This window comes from Streptomyces sp. NPDC001135 (genome assembly GCF_053598395.1).
In genome coordinates, this window is record NZ_JBSFKD010000001.1 from 101,498 (window position 1) to 120,728 (window position 19,231).

Below are 19,231 nucleotides of genomic sequence, written 5' to 3' on the forward strand. Positions count from 1 at the left end.
CGCGCTCGCCGCAGAGCAGGTGCACTCGCCGGTGCGGAGGGCTGACTCGTCCCTTGCGCGTGACTACGCTGAGAGGGGGACCGAGCTGCGGGGTCCGGGTGGTTCCGTGGCAGCAGGGCAGGGGCCCGCGATGCAGCATTTCTCCTGCCGGACCGTGGCGGAACTGGCCATGCCCGGACTGGCGTCCGGGCGGCTGACGGTGCTCGCGCTGTGCGGCGACGCCGACTCCGGTGCCGAGCTGGACGCCGCGCTCCGCGCCCCCGGCCACACCCAACTCGTCCTGGACCTGAGCGGTCTGCACCGTCTGTCGGCCCCCGCCGCCAAGGCCCTGGACCGGTTCGCCGAGGGTGCCGCCGAGCACGGCCGCCGGGTGTTCCTCGCCGCCTGCCCCGCCGAGCCGGCCGCCGTCCTGGCCGGGGTGCGGCTGCCCGGGGCCACCGGATGCGGGCTGTACCCGTCGGTGTCCGAAGCGCTGAGCGCCGTCCTCACGTCGGCCGCCGCGCCGGACGGCTCCCACCTGCGCCTGTACGCCGTCGAACTGCGCCACGAGCTGCTCGCGCACGCCCTCGTCGCCCGCGCGCAGGGCATCCTCATGGAGCGGTACGGCCTGCGGCACGCCCTCGGTGCCGCCGCCCTGCTCCGGGTCGTCGGCCGTGCCCACGGCCTCGGCGCCGTCCCGCTCGCGGCGGCCCTCGCCCAGGCCCCGCCACCCCGCGTCGGCACGGCCTGGTTCCCGGGCCGGATCCGGCTTCCCCAGCCCGTCGTCGGGTTCATCGCCGGGACGGCGGACCGGCCGCCGTCCCTGCCGGACTTCCTCGACGCGCTGCGGGACGCCGCCTGCGCGATCACCCGCACGACCATGGCGAACGTCCAGCTCATCGATGCCAGCGACAACACCCTGCGCCTGGAGTCGCACTGCGGCTTCTCCACCGAGTTCGTGCACTTCTTCGCCATGATCGACGACACCAGCACCGCCTGCGGGCACGCCGCGCGCAAACGCGAGCGGGTCGTCGTCGACGACGTCGCCACCACACCGGTCTACGACGAGTCCTCCCGGGCGGTGCTCCTCGCCGCCCACATCCGCTCGCTGCAGTGCACCCCCATCCCGGGGCCGGCCGGCCGGCCGCAGGGCATGTTCTCCACCCACTACGACCGGCCCGGGCACGCCTACACCGGGGCCGAACTCGGTGCGCTGGACCGGGTCGCGCGGGAGGCGGGGGCCTGGCTGGACTGGCACCGCACGAACACCGTTCGCGATGCCCTGGAGGACCTGCACGGGCGCGCCCAACGGCCGTGACCGGGGACCGTACGCCGGTAGGGCCGGTGTGAATCGCGTTCACACCGGCCCTACCGGTCCTACGACGTCGTGCCGTGCGTCAGCCGCACTGGCAGGGCGCGCCCGACTGGCACCCGCACCCGCAGCCCGAGCCGCACCCGCACGCGCCGATCAGCGGAAGGCTCGTGAGGGGGGCGGGCTGGTCGGTGTCGCGCTCCTGTGTGGGGTCGGGCGTGGTGCTGGGGGATTCGGCCATGGGTCCCTCCTAGACGCTGGGGCAGGGGTGCCCTCGTCCATTTCATGCCCGAATCCCCGGGCGCATCAACGGCGCACGGAGGCGCCGGGTCACGCCCCCTCGACGCCCGTCACCGGCTGGATGTCCTGCTGGAGTTCGTCCGCGTGCTCGCCCGTGACGAGGTAGACGACGCGCTTGGCGACGGCCACGGCGTGGTCGGCGTACCGCTCGTAGTAGCGGCCCAGCAGGGTGACGTCGACCGCGGTCTCGATGCCGTGCTTCCAGCGCTCGTCGATCAGGTGCTGGAAAAGAGTGCGGTGCAGCAGGTCCATCTCGTCGTCGTCCTGCTCCAGCTGGAGGGCGAGGTCGATGTCCTTCGTGATGATGACCTCGGCCGCCTTCGCCATCAGGCGCTGCGCGAGCTGGCCCATCTCCAGGATGGTCGCGTGCAGGTCCTGGGGGACGGCCCGCTGGGGGAAGCGCAGGCGCGCCAGCTTCGCCACGTGCTGGGCCAGGTCACCGGACCGCTCCAGGTCGGCGGACATCCGCAGGGAGGTGACGACGATACGGAGGTCGGTCGCCACCGGCTGCTGCCGGGCGAGCAGGGCTATGGCCCGCGCCTCCAGGTCGTGCTGGAGCTCGTCGACCTTCTGGTCGCCCTCGATCACGCTCTCGGCCAGCTTCAGGTCGGCGTCCAGGATGGCGGTCGTGGCGCGCCCGATCGCCGACCCGACCAGCCGGGCCATCTCCACCAGACCGTCGCCGATCGAGTCAAGTTCCTCGTGGTACGCGTCCCGCATCAGGGTTCCCTCTCATAGGTGTGCTTGGTCCCCACGCTCCCACGTTCTGCCCCGCACGCGTCCGTTTCTGCCACCCCAAATGAACCAATCCTGGCTCCAAGGTGAACTCTGGGCGACGAGTGTCCGAGGTCCCACCTCGACGGCTGGGGTCATGTCGTACCCGCTGCTTAACCTGGAGGCATGGACGTGAACGCGGCGGTCGCCGCAGCGGCAGCGATCGCCGGGGTGCTCACCGGCGTCATCGCCATGCTGGCGTTCCGCTGGAGCGAACGCGACCAGAAGCGACCGACCAGGACTTCCTTGCACACCGATCCCGTACTCCCGCCCGGCGTGGACACCGTACTGTCCGTGCTCCGCTCCTCGGCCGTCGTCCTCGACGAGGCCGACACAGTCGTCAAGGCCAGCTCCGCCGCCTACGCCCTCGGGCTGGTGCGGGGCGGCAAGCTCTCCGTCGAGCCGATGCTCCAGATGGCCCGGGACACCAGACGGGACGGGGAGATACGGCAGGTCGAGCTGGATCTGCCCCGGCGCGGCACCGGACGCGGCGAGGCCCTCGCCGTCTCCGCGCGCGTGGCCCCGCTCGGCTCCCGCCTGGTCCTGCTGCTGGTCGAGGACCTGACCGAGGCCAGGAGGATCGAGGCCGTACGGCGCGACTTCGTGGCCAATGTGAGCCATGAGCTGAAGACGCCCGTCGGCGCGCTCTCCCTCCTCTCCGAGGCGGTCATGGACGCCTCCGACGACCCGGAGGCCGTGCAGCGCTTCGCGGGCCGCATGCAGATCGAGGCGACCCGGCTGACCAACCTGGTCCAGGAGCTGATCGACCTGTCCCGGGTGCAGAACGACGACCCGCTGGAGGACGCCGAGCCCGTCCGCGTGGACGAGCTGGTCGCCGAGGCCGTCGACCGCTGCCGCCACCAGGCCGGCACCAAGCAGATCACCATGGCCGCCGGCGGCACGGCGGACCTGGCCGTCTGGGGCAACCGGGGCCAGCTGGCCGCCGCCCTCGGCAACCTGGTCGAGAACGCCGTGAACTACTCCCCGGCCCGCACCCGCGTCGGCATAGCCGCCCGCCGGGTCAACGCACCCGGCGGCGACATGATCGAGCTGGCCGTGACGGACCAGGGCATCGGCATCTCCGACAAGGACAAGGAGCGCATCTTCGAGCGCTTCTACCGCGTCGACCCGGCCCGCTCCCGGCAGACCGGAGGCACCGGTCTCGGCCTCGCGATCGTCAAGCACGTGGTCGCCTCGCACGGCGGGGAGGTCACGGTCTGGAGTGCCGAAGGCCAGGGCTCCACCTTCACCCTCAGGCTGCCGGAGGCGGGCGCGGCCCGCGACCGCGCGCACCAGCACCCCGACCTCGACGAAGACGACGAGGACGGCGGCGCCCCCGAGTCATCCCCGTACGAACCGCTTCCCGCCCCGGAGGTCCTTCCGTGACCCGAGTGCTCGTCGTCGAGGACGAGGAGTCCTTCTCCGACGCCCTGTCGTACATGCTCCGCAAGGAGGGCTTCGAGGTCGCCGTCGCGGCCACCGGCCCCGACGGACTCGACGAGTTCGAGCGCAACGGCGCCGACCTCGTCCTCCTCGACCTGATGCTGCCGGGTCTGCCCGGCACGGAGGTGTGCCGCCAGCTGCGCGGCCGCTCCAACGTCCCCGTGATCATGGTGACGGCCAAGGACAGCGAGATCGACAAGGTCGTCGGCCTGGAGATAGGAGCCGACGACTACGTCACCAAGCCCTTCTCCTCGCGCGAGCTGGTGGCCCGTATCCGGGCCGTGCTGCGCCGCCGCGGCGAGCCGGAGGAGGTCACCCCGGCCGCGCTGGAGGCCGGCCCGGTCCGCATGGACGTCGACCGCCACGTGGTGACGGTCGCCGGCTCCAAGGTCGACCTCCCGCTGAAGGAGTTCGACCTGCTGGAGATGCTGCTGCGCAACGCCGGCCGCGTGCTGACCCGCATGCAGCTCATCGACCGCGTCTGGGGCGCCGACTACGTGGGCGACACCAAGACCCTCGACGTCCACGTCAAGCGCCTGCGCGCCAAGATCGAACCGGACCCGGGAGCCCCGCGCTACCTGGTGACGGTGCGGGGTCTGGGCTACAAGTTCGAGCCGTAGACCGTACGGCCCTCCCGCAGGCGGCCATGACGAAGGGCGGCACCCCGGCAAGGGGTGCCGCCCTTCGTCCGTGCCCCGGTGCTCAGCGACCGGCCGCCGACTGGGACGCGGAGTCGCTCGGGGTGGCGCCGGTGCTCGCGGTGTTCGCCGGGCTGCTCGCCGTGTCGCTCGGGGAGGACGACGGGCTCGCCTTGCCGCCCTTGTGCGGCTTGCCGCTGCCGGAGGCGCCCGGGGCCGGGGAGTTCGTCGCCGGGCCGGACGGGATCTGGCTCGGGCCCCACTTGTCGAAGTAGCTGGTCGCCGGGACCACGTAGGCGCGCAGGCTCACGTCACCGGTCGTGCTGAGGGTGAAGGTCACCTTCTGCGCGTTGCCGTTCTGGACCGACGCGTGGCCGTTGGGGATCTCGGCGGAGGCGTTGCCCTTGCCGCCGAGGATCAGGGAGCCGTGCGCCGGGACGGTCAGGTCGCCGCCCTTGGCCGCGGTCAGCTTCACCGTCTCGTTGCTGCCCGGGATGGTGATCGACTGCAGGGTCTGCGGGTCCTTGCCCGAGTTGAACAGGGTCGCGGAGATCACGGCCGGGCCCGTCGACTTCAGGTCGGGCTGAGTGATGACCGTGGCGTTCTGGATCTTGATGTCGCCGACGCTGGTGGCCGCGTTGTCCGGCTTGACCTCCAGGGTCTGTGAGTTGTTGCCGGCGCCGCAGGCGGCGAGCGAGGCGATCGAGAAGACGATGGCGGAGGCGGCGAGAGCGCCGCGTCGAAGGCTGCTGCTCACGGCGGCGGCAACTCCTTGAACGCGCGGGCGGCTCCTCTTGTAAAGCCACCCTAAGTGTCTGTCAGCGGCCTTAGGTTACCGAGCCGTTCCCGGGCGGCTGCACCCGACCCTCCCCGAGCGCCCCGCTTCCCTCCGGCTGGGGGTACCGCGGGCCTTCGCCACTCCTGTCACAGGTGACCCTCCAGTCACTTTGCCGGGCGCTCGTCCGGCATTCACATAACCGCTCGCAAAATTTCCGTGAAGGAATGCGCGACGGGCCCGGATATTGATCACGCGCCACCCGTCCGGGAGCCGTTGATCAATTTCGGAATCGGCTCGGATCCGTCTCGGGCCACCGAACGGAGTAGCGGAAGTCGCACGCCTGGAACCGGACAAAACGGGACGTTCATCCACTTGGAGACGGCTCCGGAAGTGTGTAACGTACGCGTTTCTCCTCGCCCGAAGAGCCCCTCCGACCTGCGAATTCCTCGTTCCGCAGGCCCCTCGCAGCACGTTCCTGTCGCAGTTGTCAAGCCCCGAGATATGCCCTGACCTGCGAAAACGCCATTCAGAAGACGCCGTATCCGTGTTACCCTGGATAGCCACGGAAGGGGTACCTGTCACATGACGTTCAAGGTTGGCGACACCGTGGTCTATCCCCATCACGGGGCCGCGCTGATCGAGGCCATCGAAACTCGCCAGATCAAAGGCGTGGACAAGACCTACTTGGTGCTGAAGGTCGCCCAGGGTGACCTGACGGTACGTGTGCCAGCGGACAATGCGGAGTTCGTCGGCGTGCGTGATGTGGTCGGTCAGGACGGGCTGGACCGGGTCTTCGAGGTGCTGCGCGCGCCGTACGCCGAGGAGCCCACGAACTGGTCGCGTCGCTACAAGGCAAACCTGGAGAAGCTCGCCTCCGGCGATGTCATCAAGGTCGCGGAAGTCGTGCGTGACCTGTGGCGTCGTGAGCGCGAGCGTGGACTGTCCGCCGGTGAGAAGCGCATGCTCGCCAAGGCCCGCCAGATCCTGGTGAGCGAGCTGGCTCTCGCGGAGAACACGAACGAGGACAAGGCCGAAGCCCTGCTCGACGAGGTGCTCGCCTCCTGACGCGCCACGGCAGCGATCCTTCGCTCCCGCCACGCTCAGCACAGTAAATGCCGCGGTGCCCGATGACACTGATCCTGTCGCCGGGCGCTGCGGCATGTTCGTACCCATGGCGCCGGACCCCGGAAAAGCCCCGCTCTTCGCCGCTCTTGCGTGTTCTTCGGAAAGCCCCCGAGCAGCAAGCCCCCCGATACTTGATGTGCCGGGCCCGGGCAGATGGCTCGACCAGGGTCACGGAAAGGGTCCGGTCAAGGCGTCGCGCCCGGCACTCCTCCAGGCCATACCCACCTAGGTCGAGCACACAAACCTGACAGGAACCGATGTCTGACGAATCGCGCCCTTCGCCCGCGCCGACCCCCGTCGCCGCCGTGATTCCAGCCGCCGGCCGGGGCGTACGCCTCGGTCCGGGCGCCCCCAAGGCGCTGCGCGCGCTGAACGGCACACCCATGCTCATCCACGCGGTCCGCGCGCTCGCCGCGTCCCGCCATGTCTCCCTGGTGATCGTCGTCGCCCCGCCGGACGGCGCCGCCGAGGTCAAGTCCCTGCTCGACGCGCACGCCCTGCCCGAAAGAACCGACTTCCTGGTCGTCCCCGGCGGGGACAGCCGCCAGGAATCGGTCAGGCTCGGCCTGGCCGCCCTGCCGCCCGAGTACGGCGTCGTCCTCGTCCACGACGCGGCCCGCCCGCTGGTCCCGGTCGACACGGTCGACGCGGTCATCGAGGCCGTACGCGACGGCGTCCCCGCCGTCGTCCCCGCGCTGCCGCTCGCCGACACCGTCAAGGAGGTCGAGCCCGCGGCCGAGCCCGGCGCCCCCGAGCCGGTCGTCGCCACCCCCGAACGGGCCCGCCTGCGCGCCGTCCAGACGCCCCAGGGCTTCGACCGCGCGACCCTGATCCGCGCCCACGAGACCGTCACCGGCGACGTCACCGACGACGCGAGCATGGTCGAACAGCTGGGCATGACGGTCGTCGCCGTCCCCGGTCACGAGGAGGCCTTCAAGGTCACCCGCCCCCTCGACCTGGTCCTCGCCGAGGCGGTCCTCGCCCGCAGGAGGCTCAACGATGGCTTCTGAGCAGCCGCTGATCCTCCCCCAGGTGGGCATCGGCACCGACATCCACGCCTTCGAGGAGGGGCGCGAGCTGTGGTGCGCGGGCCTGAAGTGGGAGGGCGAGGGGCCCGGGCTGGCCGGCCACTCCGACGCCGACGTCGTCGCCCACGCGGCCTGCAACGCCCTCTTCTCCGCCGCCGCACTCGGTGACCTCGGACAGCACTTCGGCACCGGCCGCCCCGAGTGGTCGGGAGCCTCCGGGACCACCCTCCTCACCGAGGCGGCCCGGATCGTCCGCGAGGCCGGTTTCACCATCGGCAACATCGCCGTCCAGGTGGTCGGCCCCCGCCCGAAGATCGGCAAGCGCCGCGACGAGGCCCAGAAGATCCTCTCCGAGGCGGCCGGCGCGCCCGTCTCCGTCTCCGGCGCCACGACCGACGGCCTCGGCTTCCCGGGGCGGGAGGAGGGGCTGATGGCGGTGGCGACGGCACTCGTGGTGCGGGTGAGCTGAGGGCGTGCGAGGGTACCCACACGACCACCAGTGATCCCTGGACTCCGGAGGGTGCCCATGTCCGCCGTACTGTCCGACCGTCTGAAGTCCCTGCTCGACGACAAGGTGTTCATCGTCGTCGGCACCGTCCAGCCCGACGGCAGCCCACAGCTGTCACCGGTCTGGGTGAAGCGCGACGGCGACGACCTCCTCTTCTCCACCACGGTCGACCGCCGCAAGAAGAAGAACCTGGACCGTGACAACCGCGTGACGGTTGTCGTCATGGACCCGGACCAGCCCTACGAGTACGCCGAGATCCGCGGCACCGCCGAGACGACGACCGACGGCGCCCCGGAACTCATCGACGAGCTGAGCGAGAAGTACACGGGCCGGAAGTACGCCGACTTCAACCCCGACTCGGTCAACGACGCCCAGCGAGTGGTCGTACGCATCACGCCCCGGAAGGTCGTCGGGAGGCTCTGAGGCCCGGCATTGCGGGGAAGGGGCGTGAGGCACCCTCTCGCGCCCACTACCCTGGAGTGGTGACTATTCGCCTGTACGACACCAGCGCCCGGCAGATCCGTGACTTCACCCCGCTCAAGCCGGGTTGCGTCTCGATCTACCTGTGTGGCGCCACCGTGCAGGCGGCACCGCACATCGGGCACATCCGCTCGGGGCTCAACTTCGACATCATGCGCCGCTGGTTCGCCTACCGCGGCTATGACGTGACGTTCGTCCGCAACGTCACGGACATCGACGACAAGATCATCGCCAAGGCCCACGAGCAGGGCCGGCCCTGGTGGTCGATCGGGTACGACAACGAGCGCGCCTTCAACGAGGGCTACACCGCCCTGGGCTGCCTGCCACCGACGTACGAGCCGCGCGCCACCGGCCACATCACCGAGATGGTCGAGATGATGCAGCGCCTCATCGACCGCGGGCACGCCTACGCCGCCGACGGCAACGTCTACTTCGACGTACGGTCCTTCCCGCACTACCTGCAGCTGTCCCGGCAGGAGCTCGACAACCTGCTGCAGCCGTCCGGCGAGGGCGAGACCGGCAAGCGTGACCCGCGGGACTTCGCGATGTGGAAGGCGGCCAAGCCGGGTGAGCCGACGTGGCCGACGCCGTGGGGCGCGGGCCGTCCGGGCTGGCACCTGGAGTGCTCGGCGATGGCGCACAAGTACCTGGGCAGTGCGTTCGACATCCACGGCGGCGGCCTGGACCTGATCTTCCCGCACCACGAGAACGAGATCGCCCAGGCCAGGGCCTACGGCGACGACTTCGCCCGGTACTGGGTGCACAACGCCTGGGTGACCATGGCCGGCGACAAGATGTCCAAGTCGCTCGGCAACAGCGTGCTCGTGAGCGAGATGGTCAAGCAGTGGCGGCCCATCGTGCTGCGCTACTACCTGGGCACCCCGCACTACCGCTCGATGATCGAGTACAGCGAGGAGTCGCTGCGCGAGGCCGAGTCGGCGTTCGCGCGGATCGAGGGCTTCGTGCAGCGGGTCACCGAGCTGGCCGGCAAGAGTGTGGAACCGGCCGCCGAGGTCCCGCCCGCCTTCGCCGAGGCGATGGACGACGACCTGGGCGTCCCGCAGGCCCTGGCAGTCGTGCACACCACCGTCCGGCAGGGCAACAGCGCGCTGGCCGCCGACGACAAGGAAGCCGCCGTGGCCCGGCTCGCCGAGGTGCGGGCCATGCTGGGCGTCCTCGGCCTGGACCCGCTGGACGCGCGGTGGGCGGGGGAGTCCGACCAGAGCGAGGACCTGCACGGCGTGGTCGACAGCCTCGTCCGCCTGGTCCTCGACCAGCGCGAGTCCGCCCGCGCCCGCAAGGACTGGGCGACGGCCGACGCCATCCGCGACCAGCTGGGCCAGGCGGGCCTGGTCATCGAGGACGGCCCGCAGGGCCCGCGCTGGACCCTGGGCCCGCGCTAGCGCAGGCCCTTGATCGATTGTGCCGCCCGGCTCCCCGGGCGGCACACTGCATAGACGTACGCACACTTTTTCGCAGAGAACAGGTAGGTCATGGCCGCGAACAACCGTCGCATGTCCGGCAAGAAGGGCGCGCAGGTCGGCAGTGGCGGCCAGCGGCGCAAGGGCCTGGAGGGCAGGGGGCCGACCCCGCCCGCCGAGATGCGCAAGGGACACAAGAAGAACCGCATCGCCACGGCCAAGGCGAAGCAGACCGCGCGCCGCCCCGTGGCCCGGGGCCGTGGCGGCAAGTCGACCTCCGAGCTGGTCGTCGGCCGTAACCCGGTCGTCGAGGCACTCCGCGAGGGCGTCCCCGCCTCGACCCTGTACGTCCAGCAGTTCATCGACAACGACGAGCGGGTCCGCGAGGCCCTCCAGCTCGCCGCCGAGCGCGGCGGCATCAACCTGATGGAGGCCCCGCGCCCCGAGCTGGACCGCATGACGAACGGCCTCAACCACCAGGGCCTGGTCCTGCAGGTCCCGCCGTACGAGTACGCGCACCCCGAGGACCTGCTCGACGCCGCCGCCGACGAGGGTGAGGACCCGCTGGTCGTCGCGCTGGACGGCGTCACCGACCCGCGCAACCTCGGCGCGGTCGTCCGCTCCGTCTCCGCCTTCGGCGGTCACGGCGTGGTCGTGCCCGAGCGCCGCTCGGCCGGCATGACCGCCGGCGCCTGGAAGACCTCCGCCGGTACGGCCGCCCGCACCCCGGTCGCCCGCGCCACCAACCTCACCCGGACGCTGGAGGCGTACAAGAAGGCCGGCATCACGGTCGTCGGCCTGGCGGCGGACGGCGAGGTCGAACTCGGCGACCTGGAGGCCCTGGCGGGCCCCGTCGTCATCGTCGTCGGCAGTGAGGGCAAGGGCCTGTCCCGCCTCGTCGGTGAAACCTGCGACTTCCGCGTGCGCATCCCGATGCCGGGTGGCGCCGAGTCGCTGAACGCGGGTGTCGCGGCCGGGATCGTCCTGTACGAGGCGGCCAGCAGGCGGAGCTGAACAACCGTCCGGAAGTTCACCCCTGCGGGGGAATTACGACGCCCATATGGCGTTCGAGGCCGCTTTGACGGGGTCCGGACACATCCGCCCCGTCAAAGCAGTGTCCTAACACCACGTCACTCGGTTAGATGCGTGTGGACACCAGAACACCCCGCACACCCACGGGGGACCGTTCGTCGGGATACGACGACGCTCCCGCGCTGAGCATGGTGAAGGTGCCGAGCGATCCGGCGCAGGTCATCGTCAATCACGTCAGTTTCCGCGTGCAGCTGGGCGCGTCGGCGAGGCGCGCCCAATCCCCGCGGATCACCCGGCTCCTGAGTGCCGCCCAGGACCCCTCCCGCATGCCGCTCGTGGGCGCCGCGGGCCGGGCCGGAGCCACCGGCCGACGCCGCCCCGTCGTGTGGAGCGGCAAGTCCGCCCCCGACGACACCGGCGCCCACCGGCTCCTCCAGGCCGTGCGGGGCAGCAGCGTCCGCCACGCCGACGAGCCCGAGGCCGGAGCCACCCAGGTCATCCCACGCGTCCAGACCGGCTACGCCGACACCTACGACGCGCTGGACCAGACCGTCGAGACCCCCGTCGTCGGCCACCAGCGCACCGCCCCCGACGCCGACGGCACCCGCCTGCTGCCGCACATGCGCCCGGTGAGCGGCGCCTACGACGACCCTCCCTACCCGGACGCCGACCTCGAGCCGTACGACGGTCACGACGACCCGGACGACCACGACGACCCCGAGGGCTACGACGACGCGTCCGAGCCCGGCACCGCCCGCACCGCCAGGCGCCACGCGGACGACCCGTCCCGGCACGCCTACTACCCCGGGCGCCGGATGAACCTCGGCGTGGTCCTGCTCCCGCTGCGCATCTTCCTCGGCTTCATCTCCATCTACGCCGGCATGGGCAAGCTGTGCGACCCCGTCTACTTCGACGGCGGCAAGCGCGGCTCGATGGTCACGTGGCTCAACACCCTGCACCCGTGGGACGTCGCCGAACCGCTGCGCCAGTTCGCCCTGCACCACCCGGTCGGCTCCGGCCTGGTCATCGCCTTCCTCCAGGTGGTCGTCGGCGTCCTGACCGTCCTGGGTTGCTGGCAGCGCGTGGCCGCGGTCGTCGGCGCCCTGCTCTCCGCCGCGCTGATCGTCACCGTCAGCTGGAAGACGGTCCCCGCCTACGACGCCCCCGACATCATCTACCTCGCCGCCTGGTCCCCGCTGATCATCGCCGGCGCCCCCGTCTACTCCGTGGACGGCCGTATCGCGGCCGGTGCCTGGCGCCGCCTCGGCCCCCGCGCCGACATCTGGGACCTGCGCCAGTTCGTCCTGCGCCGCGGCGCGCTGATCACCCTCGTCACGGTCGGGCTCACCCTGCTGGTCGGCTCCCTGCTCGGCGGCGCCGTACGCGACTCCAGCCGCGTGGTCGTCCCCGGCCCCGGCGAGGCCCCCCGCAACAACCTCCCCGGCTCCCCGCTCCCGCAGGACACCGGCAGCCGGCACAAGACGACACCGCCGGCCTCCAGCTCCCCCACGGGCGGCGCCACGGCCGGCGCGAGCCCGTCCGGCGCGGCGTCCACCCCGGGCGCCACCAAGGCCGCCGGCGGTACGACCGCGGCCCCCAGCCAGACCCAGGGCACCATGGGCCGGACCCCGCCCCGCCAGTCCTCCCCGACCGGCGGCGCCCCCAGTACCACGGCCGGCCCGACGAGCACCGGTGGCACGTCGACCGGCAACTCGTCCTCGGGTGGCGGCGCGAGCGGCTCCGGCGGCAACGCGTCCGGCGGCCAGGAGGGCCTGGTGGGCGGCCTGCTCGGGTAACCGTCCCACACAGCGGAGAGGGCCCCGTACCAGTGGAGGTACGGGGCCCTTTGCCGACGACTACCGCCCCAGAGCCGCAAGCTCCTTGGCCGCCTCGGTCAGGTCCTTCGCCGTGTCGATGGCCCGCCAGTAGGCCCCCTGCGGAAGGGGGAACCCGAACAGCTTCCGCTGCCGGGCCAGCCCGGGGAACGTGGTCCGCTCGTGGTCCCCCCGCTCGGGCAGCGACTCCGCGAACTCGGGCGAGAAGACGTACACACCCGCGTTGATCTCGAACGTCGACGGCGGAGCCTCGATGAAGTCGGTGATGTGCCCGAACCCGTCGGTCTTCACCGCGCCCCAGGGGATACGCGGCCGAGCCAGGGCCAAGGTCGCGACGGCATCCCGCTCGGTGTGGAAGTCGGCCATGTCCCGCAGGGAGAAGCGGGTCCAGATGTCGCCGTTGGTGGCGTACCAGGGCCGGTCGGGGCGGGGGAGATGCGCGGCGGCGTACTTGAGGCCGCCGCCGCGGCCGAGGGGTTCGGTCTCCACCACGGTGGTGACGGAGACGGGCAGGTCGGCGGAGTCCAGCCACTTCTGCAGGACGTCGGCGAGGTGGCCGCAGGAGACCACCACGTCGGTCACGCCTTCCTCGGCGAGCCAGGTCAGCTGGTGGCCGATGATCGGAGTGCCCGTGCCGGGGATCTCGACCATCGGCTTGGGCCGGTCGTCGGTGTAGGGACGCAGCCGGGAGCCCTGGCCACCGGCCAGGACCACGGCTTGAGTGGGGCGCGACGCGGCGTTCGGATGGGTCATGACCGCACTGTACGTGGCGCCCCGCCCGGACCGGCCGGCAGCGGCGCGTTCCTCGGGAGCCGTCAGCCGCGCGCGGCGAGGACGCCCGAGGCGAACGACGTGTCGCACACCGGGCGGGCGTAGGACTGGGCGCGCGGAACGCCGTACATGCGTGCCGCGGCCTGGCCGAGGGAGCGGGCGATGGAGGCGCAGTGCTTGGCCAGCGAGGGGTGGCCGTTGACCGCCTGCTGGAGGTGGGTCAGGACGACCCCCGGGTCCTTCTTCTGCAGCTCCGTGATCAGCCGGTCGCGGAGCACGTCCTGCGGGGCGCGGGAGGCCGTCTTGGCGGAGAGCGCCGCCGAGGAGACGTCCGAGGCGGCCAGCGCCGAGCTGGAGGGGCTCCCCGTCCAGTTGACCCGGGTGACCGCGAGGGTCCCGGAGAGCACCAGGACGACGGGCAGGACGAGGGCGAGAGTGCGGCCGATCCGGCGGGCAGGGCCGCCCCGATGGCCGCGTCGCGTCTGTGGCGTGGTGGAGTGCTTCACGCGTGTGAGGGTAGCGCGGGGTAATGATTTGGCGACATTTAGTCACCCCTTTGGGGGATGGGGTGCCGCTTTTTTCTGGGTAGGGGGTTGACGTGCCACGCCCGAAATGATCGGTCTGCCGGGATATATCCGGGGGTATGTCTCACACGAAAGGGGCCCCGCGGCACTCCGCGGGGCCCCTTTCGTCAACGTGGGTGCAAACGCGCTGCTCAGTCGGAGAGGCGCTCGCCCGTGGACGTGGAGAACACGTGGATCTCGCCCGGCCGCGGCACGACGTGCAGGGTGGAGCCCTTCTCCGGCACCTGGCGGCCGTTGACGCGGACCACCAGGTCCTTGACCTCGCCGCCGACCTCGGCGGTGCCGTAGACGTAACCGTCGGCGCCCAGCTCCTCGACGACGTTCACGGAGACGGCGAGACCGGCCGGCGCGTCCGCGGTGTCCTTGGACAGGGAGGCGGCGACGGAGCCGCCCAGCTCGACCACGTCGAAGTGCTCGGGCCGGACGCCGACGGTCACCGTGCGGTCGCCCTTGTCCGAGGCGGCCGTCAGGGCCTCCCGGTTGACCGGCACCACGCTGTTGCCGAACTTCACGCCGCCGTCGGTGATCGGGACCTCGACCAGGTTCATGGCCGGGGAGCCGATGAAGCCGGCGACGAAGAGGTTCGCGGGCCTGTCGTACATGTTGCGCGGCGAGTCGACCTGCTGCAGCAGACCGTCCTTGAGCACGGCCACCCGGTCGCCCATCGTCATGGCCTCGACCTGGTCGTGGGTGACGTAGACGGTGGTGATGCCGAGGCGGCGCTGCAGGGACGCGATCTGCGTACGGGTGCTCACCCGGAGCTTGGCGTCCAGGTTGGACAGCGGCTCGTCCATGAGGAAGACCTGCGGCTCACGCACGATGGCGCGGCCCATGGCGACACGCTGGCGCTGACCGCCGGACAGGGCCTTCGGCTTCCGGTCCAGGTATTCGGTCAGGTCGAGGATCTTCGCGGCCTCCTCGACCTTCTGCCGGATCTCCGCCTTGTTGACGCCGGCGATCTTGAGCGCGAAGCCCATGTTGTCGGCGACGGTCATGTGCGGGTAGAGGGCGTAGTTCTGGAACACCATGGCGATGTCCCGGTCCTTGGGCGGCAGGTGCGTGACGTCGCGGTCACCGATGCGGATGGCGCCGCCGTTGACGTCCTCCAGACCCGCGAGCATCCGCAGCGAGGTGGACTTTCCGCAGCCCGACGGGCCGACCAGGACGAGGAACTCGCCGTCCTCGATCGCGATGTCGAGCGCGTCGACGGCGGGCTTGGTGGAACCCGGGTAGATCCGGGTCGCCTTGTCGAACGTGACAGTGGCCATGGTGAATGGGCCCCCTTCTACCGGCAGGAACGTGCCGGACGATCCGTTGTAGGAAGGTGGTGGTGTAGTCCACCCAGGTGAACTGCGCGAACTGGCTCAGGACGCTACCTGGCGTTCACGCGTTCTGTCAGCACCCCGGCCCTTGGGAACTTCGCGGAAATTTTCGACAGGAGCGGGCCCGGACGTGGGTACACTGCACGGGCGCGCATGCGCAGGCCTCCTTAGCTCAGCTGGTCAGAGCGCCGCTCTTGTAAAGCGAAGGTCGTCGGTTCGAATCCGACAGGGGGCTCTTTCGCTGAACAGCGCGAACGCCCCGGCCGATGATCGGTCCGGGGCGTTCGACATCCACGGCTGACATCAACCGGGACGGTCTCGACCCGCGCTCGGCCGGCGTCGATCCGATGCGGCGCATGAGTCTCCTCGCGGTGACAGGATCGGTGTTATGAACACCAATACGGACTGGGTGTACCGGGTGTTCGAGCCGCACGGCTCCGAGGGCTGGCGCCCCCACGGCAGCGACCCCGACCGGTGGCAGGGCGCGATCAACGCCCCCGACTCGGACGAGGGAGCCAAGCACGCCATCGGCCGCATCGTCGCCGACCTGATGACCGAATGGGAGAGGACCGGCCTCCACCACGCGATGCACGTGCGGGTCTTCCTCTGGCACGACGAGGAGGGCGACATCAAGGATGCGGACTTCGTCGTGGAGGTTCGGCCCCGGTCGGACTTCGACACAGCGTGACGGCTGGGGCGGTTCCACGGTTCGAGTCGCGCCGGCGGCGTTACCCGCCGGCGGGCACCCGAGACCCTTGATCGGAGGTGCCGCGCACAGCGTGGCGGCGTCGGCCGGTCGCCGCCGCGCCGCCCCTCCTTGCCCTCGTCACCGGGCCGTCTGCCGTGCCCGCTCAGCGCCGTGCCCGTGCAGCGCCGTTCCCGTTCAGTGCCGTCCCGCCACCCGGTCCGCCACCTTCGCCAGGCGGGAGGACTCCGTCCCCGGGTGGAGGCGTTCGCGCTGGTCGGCGGTGCGGTAGGTGGCGTACATGCCGTGGACGCCGAGCCAGCGGAAGGGTTCCGGTTCCCACTTGCGGACCTTGTGGTTCACCCAGGGCAGGTCCGTCAGCTCGGTGCGACCGCCCTGGCCGGAGTCCTGCTGGACCAGGTCGCGCAGGGTGCGGGCGGCCAGGTTGGCGGTGGCGACGCCGGAGCCGACGTAGCCGCCGGCCCAGCCGAGACCGGTGGAGCGGTCGAGCGTCACCGTGGCGCACCAGTCGCGCGGTACGCCGAGGACGCCCGACCAGGCGTGGTCCACGCGCACGCCGGCCAGGGAGGGGAAGAAGCGGGTCAGGATCTCGTGCAGGGCCTCGATGGTCGCCGGCTGGGTACGGCCGTCGTTGTCCGTCCTGGACCCGAAGCGGTACGGCACCCCGCGTCCGCCCAGCGCGATCCGGCCGTCGGCGGTGCGCTGGGCGTACATGTAGGCGTGGGCCATGTCGCCGAGGGTTTCGCGGCCCGACCAGCCGATCGACTCCCACTGCTCGTCGGTCAGCGGCTCGGTGGCGATCATGGAGGAGTTCATGGGGAGCCAGGTGCGTCTCTGGCCCTTCAGCGACGCCGTGAAGCCCTCCGTGCAGCGCAGGACGTACGGGGCGCGGACGGTGCCGTAGGGGGTGACGGCGTGCTTGGGGCGGATCTCCGTCACCGGGGTGGATTCGTGGAGGGTGACGCCCAGGGCTTCGACCACGGCCGTCAGGCCCTTCACCAGTTTCACCGGGTGCAGCCGGGCGCCGTGCGGGGTCCAGGTGGAGCCGACCGCGTCCGCGACGCGGATCCGCTCGGCCGTCTCCCGGGCGCCGTACAGTTCGCGGTCCTTCTCGCCGTACGACAGTTCGTGCTCGTGGAAGGCCTTCAGGCGGGCCAACTGAGCGGGGTTCGTGGCGACTTCGAGGACGCCGCCCCGGTGTACGTCCGCCTCGACGCCCTCGGCCTCGGCGACCGCGACGACCTCGGCCACGGTGTCGTTCATCGCCTTCTGCAGTCGTACGGCGGCGTCACGGCCGTGCAGCCTGGCGTACCGGTCGCGGCCGGCGATGCCGTTGTAGAGCCAGCCGCCGTTGCGGCCGGAGGCGCCGTAGCCGCAGAACTTCTGTTCCAGGACGGTGATGCGGAGGAAGGGGGCCGCCTTCTTCAGGTAGTACGCGGTCCACAGGCCGGTGTAGCCGCCGCCGACGATGACGACGTCGGCCGACGCGTCCCCGGACAGCGGCTCCCGTACCGAGGGGAGGCCGTCGTCCGCGTACCAGAAGGAGATCCCGCCGTTGGCGACACTGCTTGCCGAGCTGCTCATGGCCGGGACGTTAACCCCTGACCGCGGCCAGTGTCTCCTTCGGATTCCATGCTTTTCCGCGTCCCCTCGTCAGGGGGTAGCAGGCCAGTCCGATCAGTACGGAGACGAAGTGGCCGAGTTCGGTGAAGGACCGTCCCACGGCCAGCGACAGTCCGAAGAGGGCCAGTACCACCAGCAGGTACGCGTAGCGCCAGGGTGCCGCGATCCGGTGGGTGAGCACACCGATGACCCCGGCCAGCGCGTAACTGACGCCGACGTCCAGGGTGTTGAGCGCCGAGTGCGGGGCGATGCCGTCCCGGACCGCCAGCAGCAGGGCGCCCTCGCTGATCAGGGTGGCCAGCACGTGCGCCAGGGCGCACACCGTGAGCCAGCGGGCGGTGCCCAGCCAGCGTTCGGCCGGTGCGTGGAACACCGTGTACAGCGCGGCGTAGGGGATCCAGTGGCCGCTGTCGATCCACATGGCGCTGGCCACCAGCACCCGGACGGGGTTGTGGGACAGCTCGTGGATGTTGGTCGACCGCTGCCGCAGGAAGTGCTCCTCGAACTCCGGCGACATGTGGTGCAGGGCGACGGTCGTGACGAACAGGATCGTCAGCCACACGTATGTGCCGGGCGCGCTGCGGATGTACGCCCGCACGCCGCCGGGGCCCCGGATAATTCGCATGAGCCGATTCACGCACGTCAGTATCGTCCGGTCCGTGATCGACATCCCCGGTGGTCTGGCGGAAGCGCAGGAGAGGTACAACGGCGCGGCGGGCCGGGCCTTCGTCGGCGGTCTGCCGGATCTGACGGCGGCCTTCCTGGACCGCTGGCGGCTGCGGCTGGACGGTCCTGCGATGCACGGCGTCAGCGCGCTGGTGCTGCCTGTCGTCCGCGCCGACGGCGGCCCCGCGGTCCTGAAGCTGCAGTTGCCGGACGAGGAGAGCGAGGGGGAGCCGGTCGCGCTGCGGGTGTGGGACGGCGACGGGGCCGTACGGCTCCTCGACCACGACCCGGCGACGGGCACCATGCTCCTGGAGCGGCTGGACGCGTCCCGGATGCTGTCCACCGTGGCCGACACGGGCAGGGCGGTCCTGGTCATCGCCCGGTTGCTGGCCCATCTGACGTCGTTCCCGGCGCCGCCGGGCATGCGCCGGCTCGGCGCGATCGCCGAGGGCATGCTGGAGCGGACCCCCTGGGCGTTGGAGCGCATCCCCGACGCCGGGACCCGCCGTGTGGTCGCCGACTGCGCGGCCGCCGTGCGGGAGGTGGCCGCCGAGCCCGGTGACCGGCTGCTGCACGGGGACCTGCACTTCGAGAACGTCCTCGCCGCCGGCCGCGCCGAGTGGCTCGCCATCGATCCCAAGCCGCTCGCGGGTGACCCCGGTTTCGAGCTGTGGCCCGCGCTGGTCAACCGGTTCGAGGCGGCCGAGGTGCGCCGGCGTTTCGACGCGATGACGGATGTGCTCGGGCTGGACCGGGAGCGGGCCCGGGCCTGGACGCTGGGCCGGCTGCTGCAGAACGCCCTGTGGGACGTGGCGGACGGCCGGCCGGTCGAGGAACGTCAGCTGGAGATCGCCCGGCGGCTGCGCACGGCGTGAGACCCGGGTGCCGCACGAGGGGGTGGCCGGT

At 71.2% G+C, this 19,231-nt stretch carries 19 protein-coding genes and 1 tRNA gene; 13 read left to right on the forward strand and 7 right to left on the reverse strand.

Annotation, left to right across the window (positions count from 1 at the left end; translation table 11 throughout):
• The first annotated feature begins 130 nt into the window (after positions 1-130).
• Complete coding sequence (locus ACWC94_RS00590; protein WP_450794140.1) at positions 131-1,297, forward strand: GAF domain-containing protein; 1,167 nt, start codon at positions 131-133, stop codon at positions 1,295-1,297.
• Positions 1,298-1,621: 324 nt separating this feature from the next.
• Here ACWC94_RS00590 and phoU read toward each other — a convergent pair whose 3' ends face one another.
• Positions 1,622-2,311: a phosphate signaling complex protein PhoU gene (gene phoU / locus ACWC94_RS00595; RefSeq protein ID WP_450794141.1), complete on the reverse strand. Its 690-nt coding sequence runs from the start codon at positions 2,309-2,311 to the stop codon at positions 1,622-1,624.
• 180 nt (positions 2,312-2,491) lie between these two features.
• On the opposite strand from phoU, the gene ACWC94_RS00600 reads away from it, so the two are divergent.
• Together ACWC94_RS00600 and ACWC94_RS00605 are read left to right on the forward strand one after the other, a co-directional pair.
• Entirely contained in the window at positions 2,492-3,751 is a 1,260-nt protein-coding gene (locus ACWC94_RS00600; RefSeq protein WP_450794142.1) for a sensor histidine kinase, read from the forward strand.
• A complete protein-coding gene (locus ACWC94_RS00605; protein WP_030342036.1) occupies positions 3,748-4,428 on the forward strand; it encodes a response regulator transcription factor in 681 nt (226 codons plus the stop codon). Before ACWC94_RS00600 ends, ACWC94_RS00605 begins: the two co-directional genes overlap by 4 nt.
• An 82-nt stretch (positions 4,429-4,510) precedes the next feature.
• On the opposite strand, the gene ACWC94_RS00610 is transcribed toward ACWC94_RS00605, so the two are convergent.
• Positions 4,511-5,203, reverse strand: coding sequence for a DUF461 domain-containing protein (locus tag ACWC94_RS00610; RefSeq protein ID WP_450794143.1), 693 nt, complete (start codon positions 5,201-5,203; stop codon positions 4,511-4,513).
• A 603-nt stretch (positions 5,204-5,806) separates the two neighbouring features.
• Between ACWC94_RS00610 and ACWC94_RS00615 the strand changes: the two genes are divergently transcribed.
• The 7 genes from ACWC94_RS00615 to ACWC94_RS00645 all read left to right on the forward strand — a co-directional run bounded on the left by ACWC94_RS00615 (position 5,807) and on the right by ACWC94_RS00645 (position 12,614).
• Positions 5,807-6,289, forward strand: a complete 483-nt coding sequence (locus ACWC94_RS00615; protein ID WP_003953493.1) for a CarD family transcriptional regulator — start codon at positions 5,807-5,809, stop codon at positions 6,287-6,289.
• A 317-nt stretch (positions 6,290-6,606) separates the two neighbouring features.
• Positions 6,607-7,359 (forward strand): 2-C-methyl-D-erythritol 4-phosphate cytidylyltransferase, encoded by a 753-nt coding sequence (gene ispD, locus ACWC94_RS00620; RefSeq protein WP_450794144.1) that lies wholly within the window; start codon positions 6,607-6,609, stop codon positions 7,357-7,359.
• Complete coding sequence (gene ispF, locus ACWC94_RS00625; RefSeq protein WP_450794145.1) at positions 7,349-7,846, forward strand: 2-C-methyl-D-erythritol 2,4-cyclodiphosphate synthase; 498 nt, start codon at positions 7,349-7,351, stop codon at positions 7,844-7,846. Before ispD ends, ispF begins: the two co-directional genes overlap by 11 nt.
• A 57-nt stretch (positions 7,847-7,903) precedes the next feature.
• Positions 7,904-8,308, forward strand: coding sequence for a PPOX class F420-dependent oxidoreductase (locus tag ACWC94_RS00630; RefSeq protein ID WP_450794146.1), 405 nt, complete (start codon positions 7,904-7,906; stop codon positions 8,306-8,308).
• A gap of 59 nt (positions 8,309-8,367) precedes the next feature.
• Positions 8,368-9,768 carry a cysteine--tRNA ligase gene (gene cysS / locus ACWC94_RS00635; protein ID WP_450794148.1) on the forward strand — a complete coding sequence of 467 codons (1,401 nt, stop codon included), beginning with the start codon at positions 8,368-8,370 and terminating at the stop codon, positions 9,766-9,768.
• 90 nt (positions 9,769-9,858) lie between these two features.
• Positions 9,859-10,800: a 23S rRNA (guanosine(2251)-2'-O)-methyltransferase RlmB gene (rlmB, locus tag ACWC94_RS00640; RefSeq protein WP_450794149.1), complete on the forward strand. Its 942-nt coding sequence runs from the start codon at positions 9,859-9,861 to the stop codon at positions 10,798-10,800.
• 128 nt (positions 10,801-10,928) lie between these two features.
• A complete protein-coding gene (locus tag ACWC94_RS00645; RefSeq protein WP_450794150.1) occupies positions 10,929-12,614 on the forward strand; it encodes a DoxX family membrane protein in 1,686 nt (561 codons plus the stop codon).
• 60 nt (positions 12,615-12,674) lie between these two features.
• On the opposite strand, the gene ACWC94_RS00650 is transcribed toward ACWC94_RS00645, so the two are convergent.
• The 3 genes from ACWC94_RS00650 to ACWC94_RS00660 form a co-directional block, all read right to left on the reverse strand.
• Positions 12,675-13,406 (reverse strand): nucleotidyltransferase family protein, encoded by a 732-nt coding sequence (locus ACWC94_RS00650; protein ID WP_450794151.1) that lies wholly within the window; start codon positions 13,404-13,406, stop codon positions 12,675-12,677.
• Positions 13,407-13,468: 62 nt separating this feature from the next.
• Positions 13,469-13,930 carry a hypothetical protein gene (locus tag ACWC94_RS00655; RefSeq protein WP_450794152.1) on the reverse strand — a complete coding sequence of 154 codons (462 nt, stop codon included), beginning with the start codon at positions 13,928-13,930 and terminating at the stop codon, positions 13,469-13,471.
• A 209-nt stretch (positions 13,931-14,139) separates the two neighbouring features.
• Positions 14,140-15,276, reverse strand: coding sequence for an ABC transporter ATP-binding protein (locus tag ACWC94_RS00660; RefSeq protein WP_450794153.1), 1,137 nt, complete (start codon positions 15,274-15,276; stop codon positions 14,140-14,142).
• Positions 15,277-15,491: 215 nt separating this feature from the next.
• Here ACWC94_RS00660 and ACWC94_RS00665 point away from each other — a divergent pair.
• Positions 15,492-15,565 (forward strand) — tRNA-Thr (locus ACWC94_RS00665).
• Between the two features lie 153 nt (positions 15,566-15,718).
• Positions 15,719-16,018, forward strand: a complete 300-nt coding sequence (locus ACWC94_RS00670; RefSeq protein WP_450794154.1) for a hypothetical protein — start codon at positions 15,719-15,721, stop codon at positions 16,016-16,018.
• A gap of 195 nt (positions 16,019-16,213) precedes the next feature.
• Here ACWC94_RS00670 and ACWC94_RS00675 read toward each other — a convergent pair whose 3' ends face one another.
• Both ACWC94_RS00675 and ACWC94_RS00680 read right to left on the reverse strand, forming a co-directional pair.
• On the reverse strand, positions 16,214-17,620 hold the full coding sequence (locus tag ACWC94_RS00675; RefSeq protein WP_450794155.1) for an NAD(P)/FAD-dependent oxidoreductase: 1,407 nt from the start codon (positions 17,618-17,620) through the stop codon (positions 16,214-16,216).
• A gap of 10 nt (positions 17,621-17,630) precedes the next feature.
• Positions 17,631-18,284, reverse strand: a complete 654-nt coding sequence (locus tag ACWC94_RS00680; RefSeq protein WP_450794156.1) for a rhomboid-like protein — start codon at positions 18,282-18,284, stop codon at positions 17,631-17,633.
• Between ACWC94_RS00680 and ACWC94_RS00685 the strand changes: the two genes are divergently transcribed.
• Positions 18,283-19,200, forward strand: a complete 918-nt coding sequence (locus ACWC94_RS00685) for an aminoglycoside phosphotransferase family protein (RefSeq protein WP_450794157.1) — start codon at positions 18,283-18,285, stop codon at positions 19,198-19,200. The two genes, ACWC94_RS00680 and ACWC94_RS00685, sit on opposite strands and share 2 nt — an antisense overlap.
• The last annotated feature ends 31 nt before the right edge of the window (positions 19,201-19,231 follow it).

Bases quoted from the DNA above. Each gene is read 5' to 3' on its own strand.
- ACWC94_RS00615 (WP_003953493.1), top strand. From the start codon at position 5,807: ATGACGTTCAAGGTTGGCGACACCGTGGTCTATCCCCATCACGGGGCC.
- ACWC94_RS00645 (WP_450794150.1), top strand. From the start codon at position 10,929: ATGCGTGTGGACACCAGAACACCCCGCACACCCACGGGGGACCGTTCG.
- ACWC94_RS00660 (WP_450794153.1), bottom strand. From the start codon at position 15,276: ATGGCCACTGTCACGTTCGACAAGGCGACCCGGATCTACCCGGGTTCC.
- ispD (WP_450794144.1), top strand. From the start codon at position 6,607: ATGTCTGACGAATCGCGCCCTTCGCCCGCGCCGACCCCCGTCGCCGCC.
- ACWC94_RS00670 (WP_450794154.1), top strand. From the start codon at position 15,719: ATGAACACCAATACGGACTGGGTGTACCGGGTGTTCGAGCCGCACGGC.
- ACWC94_RS00630 (WP_450794146.1), top strand. From the start codon at position 7,904: ATGTCCGCCGTACTGTCCGACCGTCTGAAGTCCCTGCTCGACGACAAG.
- ACWC94_RS00650 (WP_450794151.1), bottom strand. From the start codon at position 13,406: ATGACCCATCCGAACGCCGCGTCGCGCCCCACTCAAGCCGTGGTCCTG.
- ACWC94_RS00590 (WP_450794140.1), top strand. From the start codon at position 131: ATGCAGCATTTCTCCTGCCGGACCGTGGCGGAACTGGCCATGCCCGGA.
- phoU (WP_450794141.1), bottom strand. From the start codon at position 2,311: ATGCGGGACGCGTACCACGAGGAACTTGACTCGATCGGCGACGGTCTG.
- ACWC94_RS00600 (WP_450794142.1), top strand. From the start codon at position 2,492: ATGGACGTGAACGCGGCGGTCGCCGCAGCGGCAGCGATCGCCGGGGTG.
- ACWC94_RS00680 (WP_450794156.1), bottom strand. From the start codon at position 18,284: ATGCGAATTATCCGGGGCCCCGGCGGCGTGCGGGCGTACATCCGCAGC.
- ispF (WP_450794145.1), top strand. From the start codon at position 7,349: ATGGCTTCTGAGCAGCCGCTGATCCTCCCCCAGGTGGGCATCGGCACC.
- rlmB (WP_450794149.1), top strand. From the start codon at position 9,859: ATGGCCGCGAACAACCGTCGCATGTCCGGCAAGAAGGGCGCGCAGGTC.
- ACWC94_RS00675 (WP_450794155.1), bottom strand. From the start codon at position 17,620: ATGAGCAGCTCGGCAAGCAGTGTCGCCAACGGCGGGATCTCCTTCTGG.
- ACWC94_RS00685 (WP_450794157.1), top strand. From the start codon at position 18,283: ATGAGCCGATTCACGCACGTCAGTATCGTCCGGTCCGTGATCGACATC.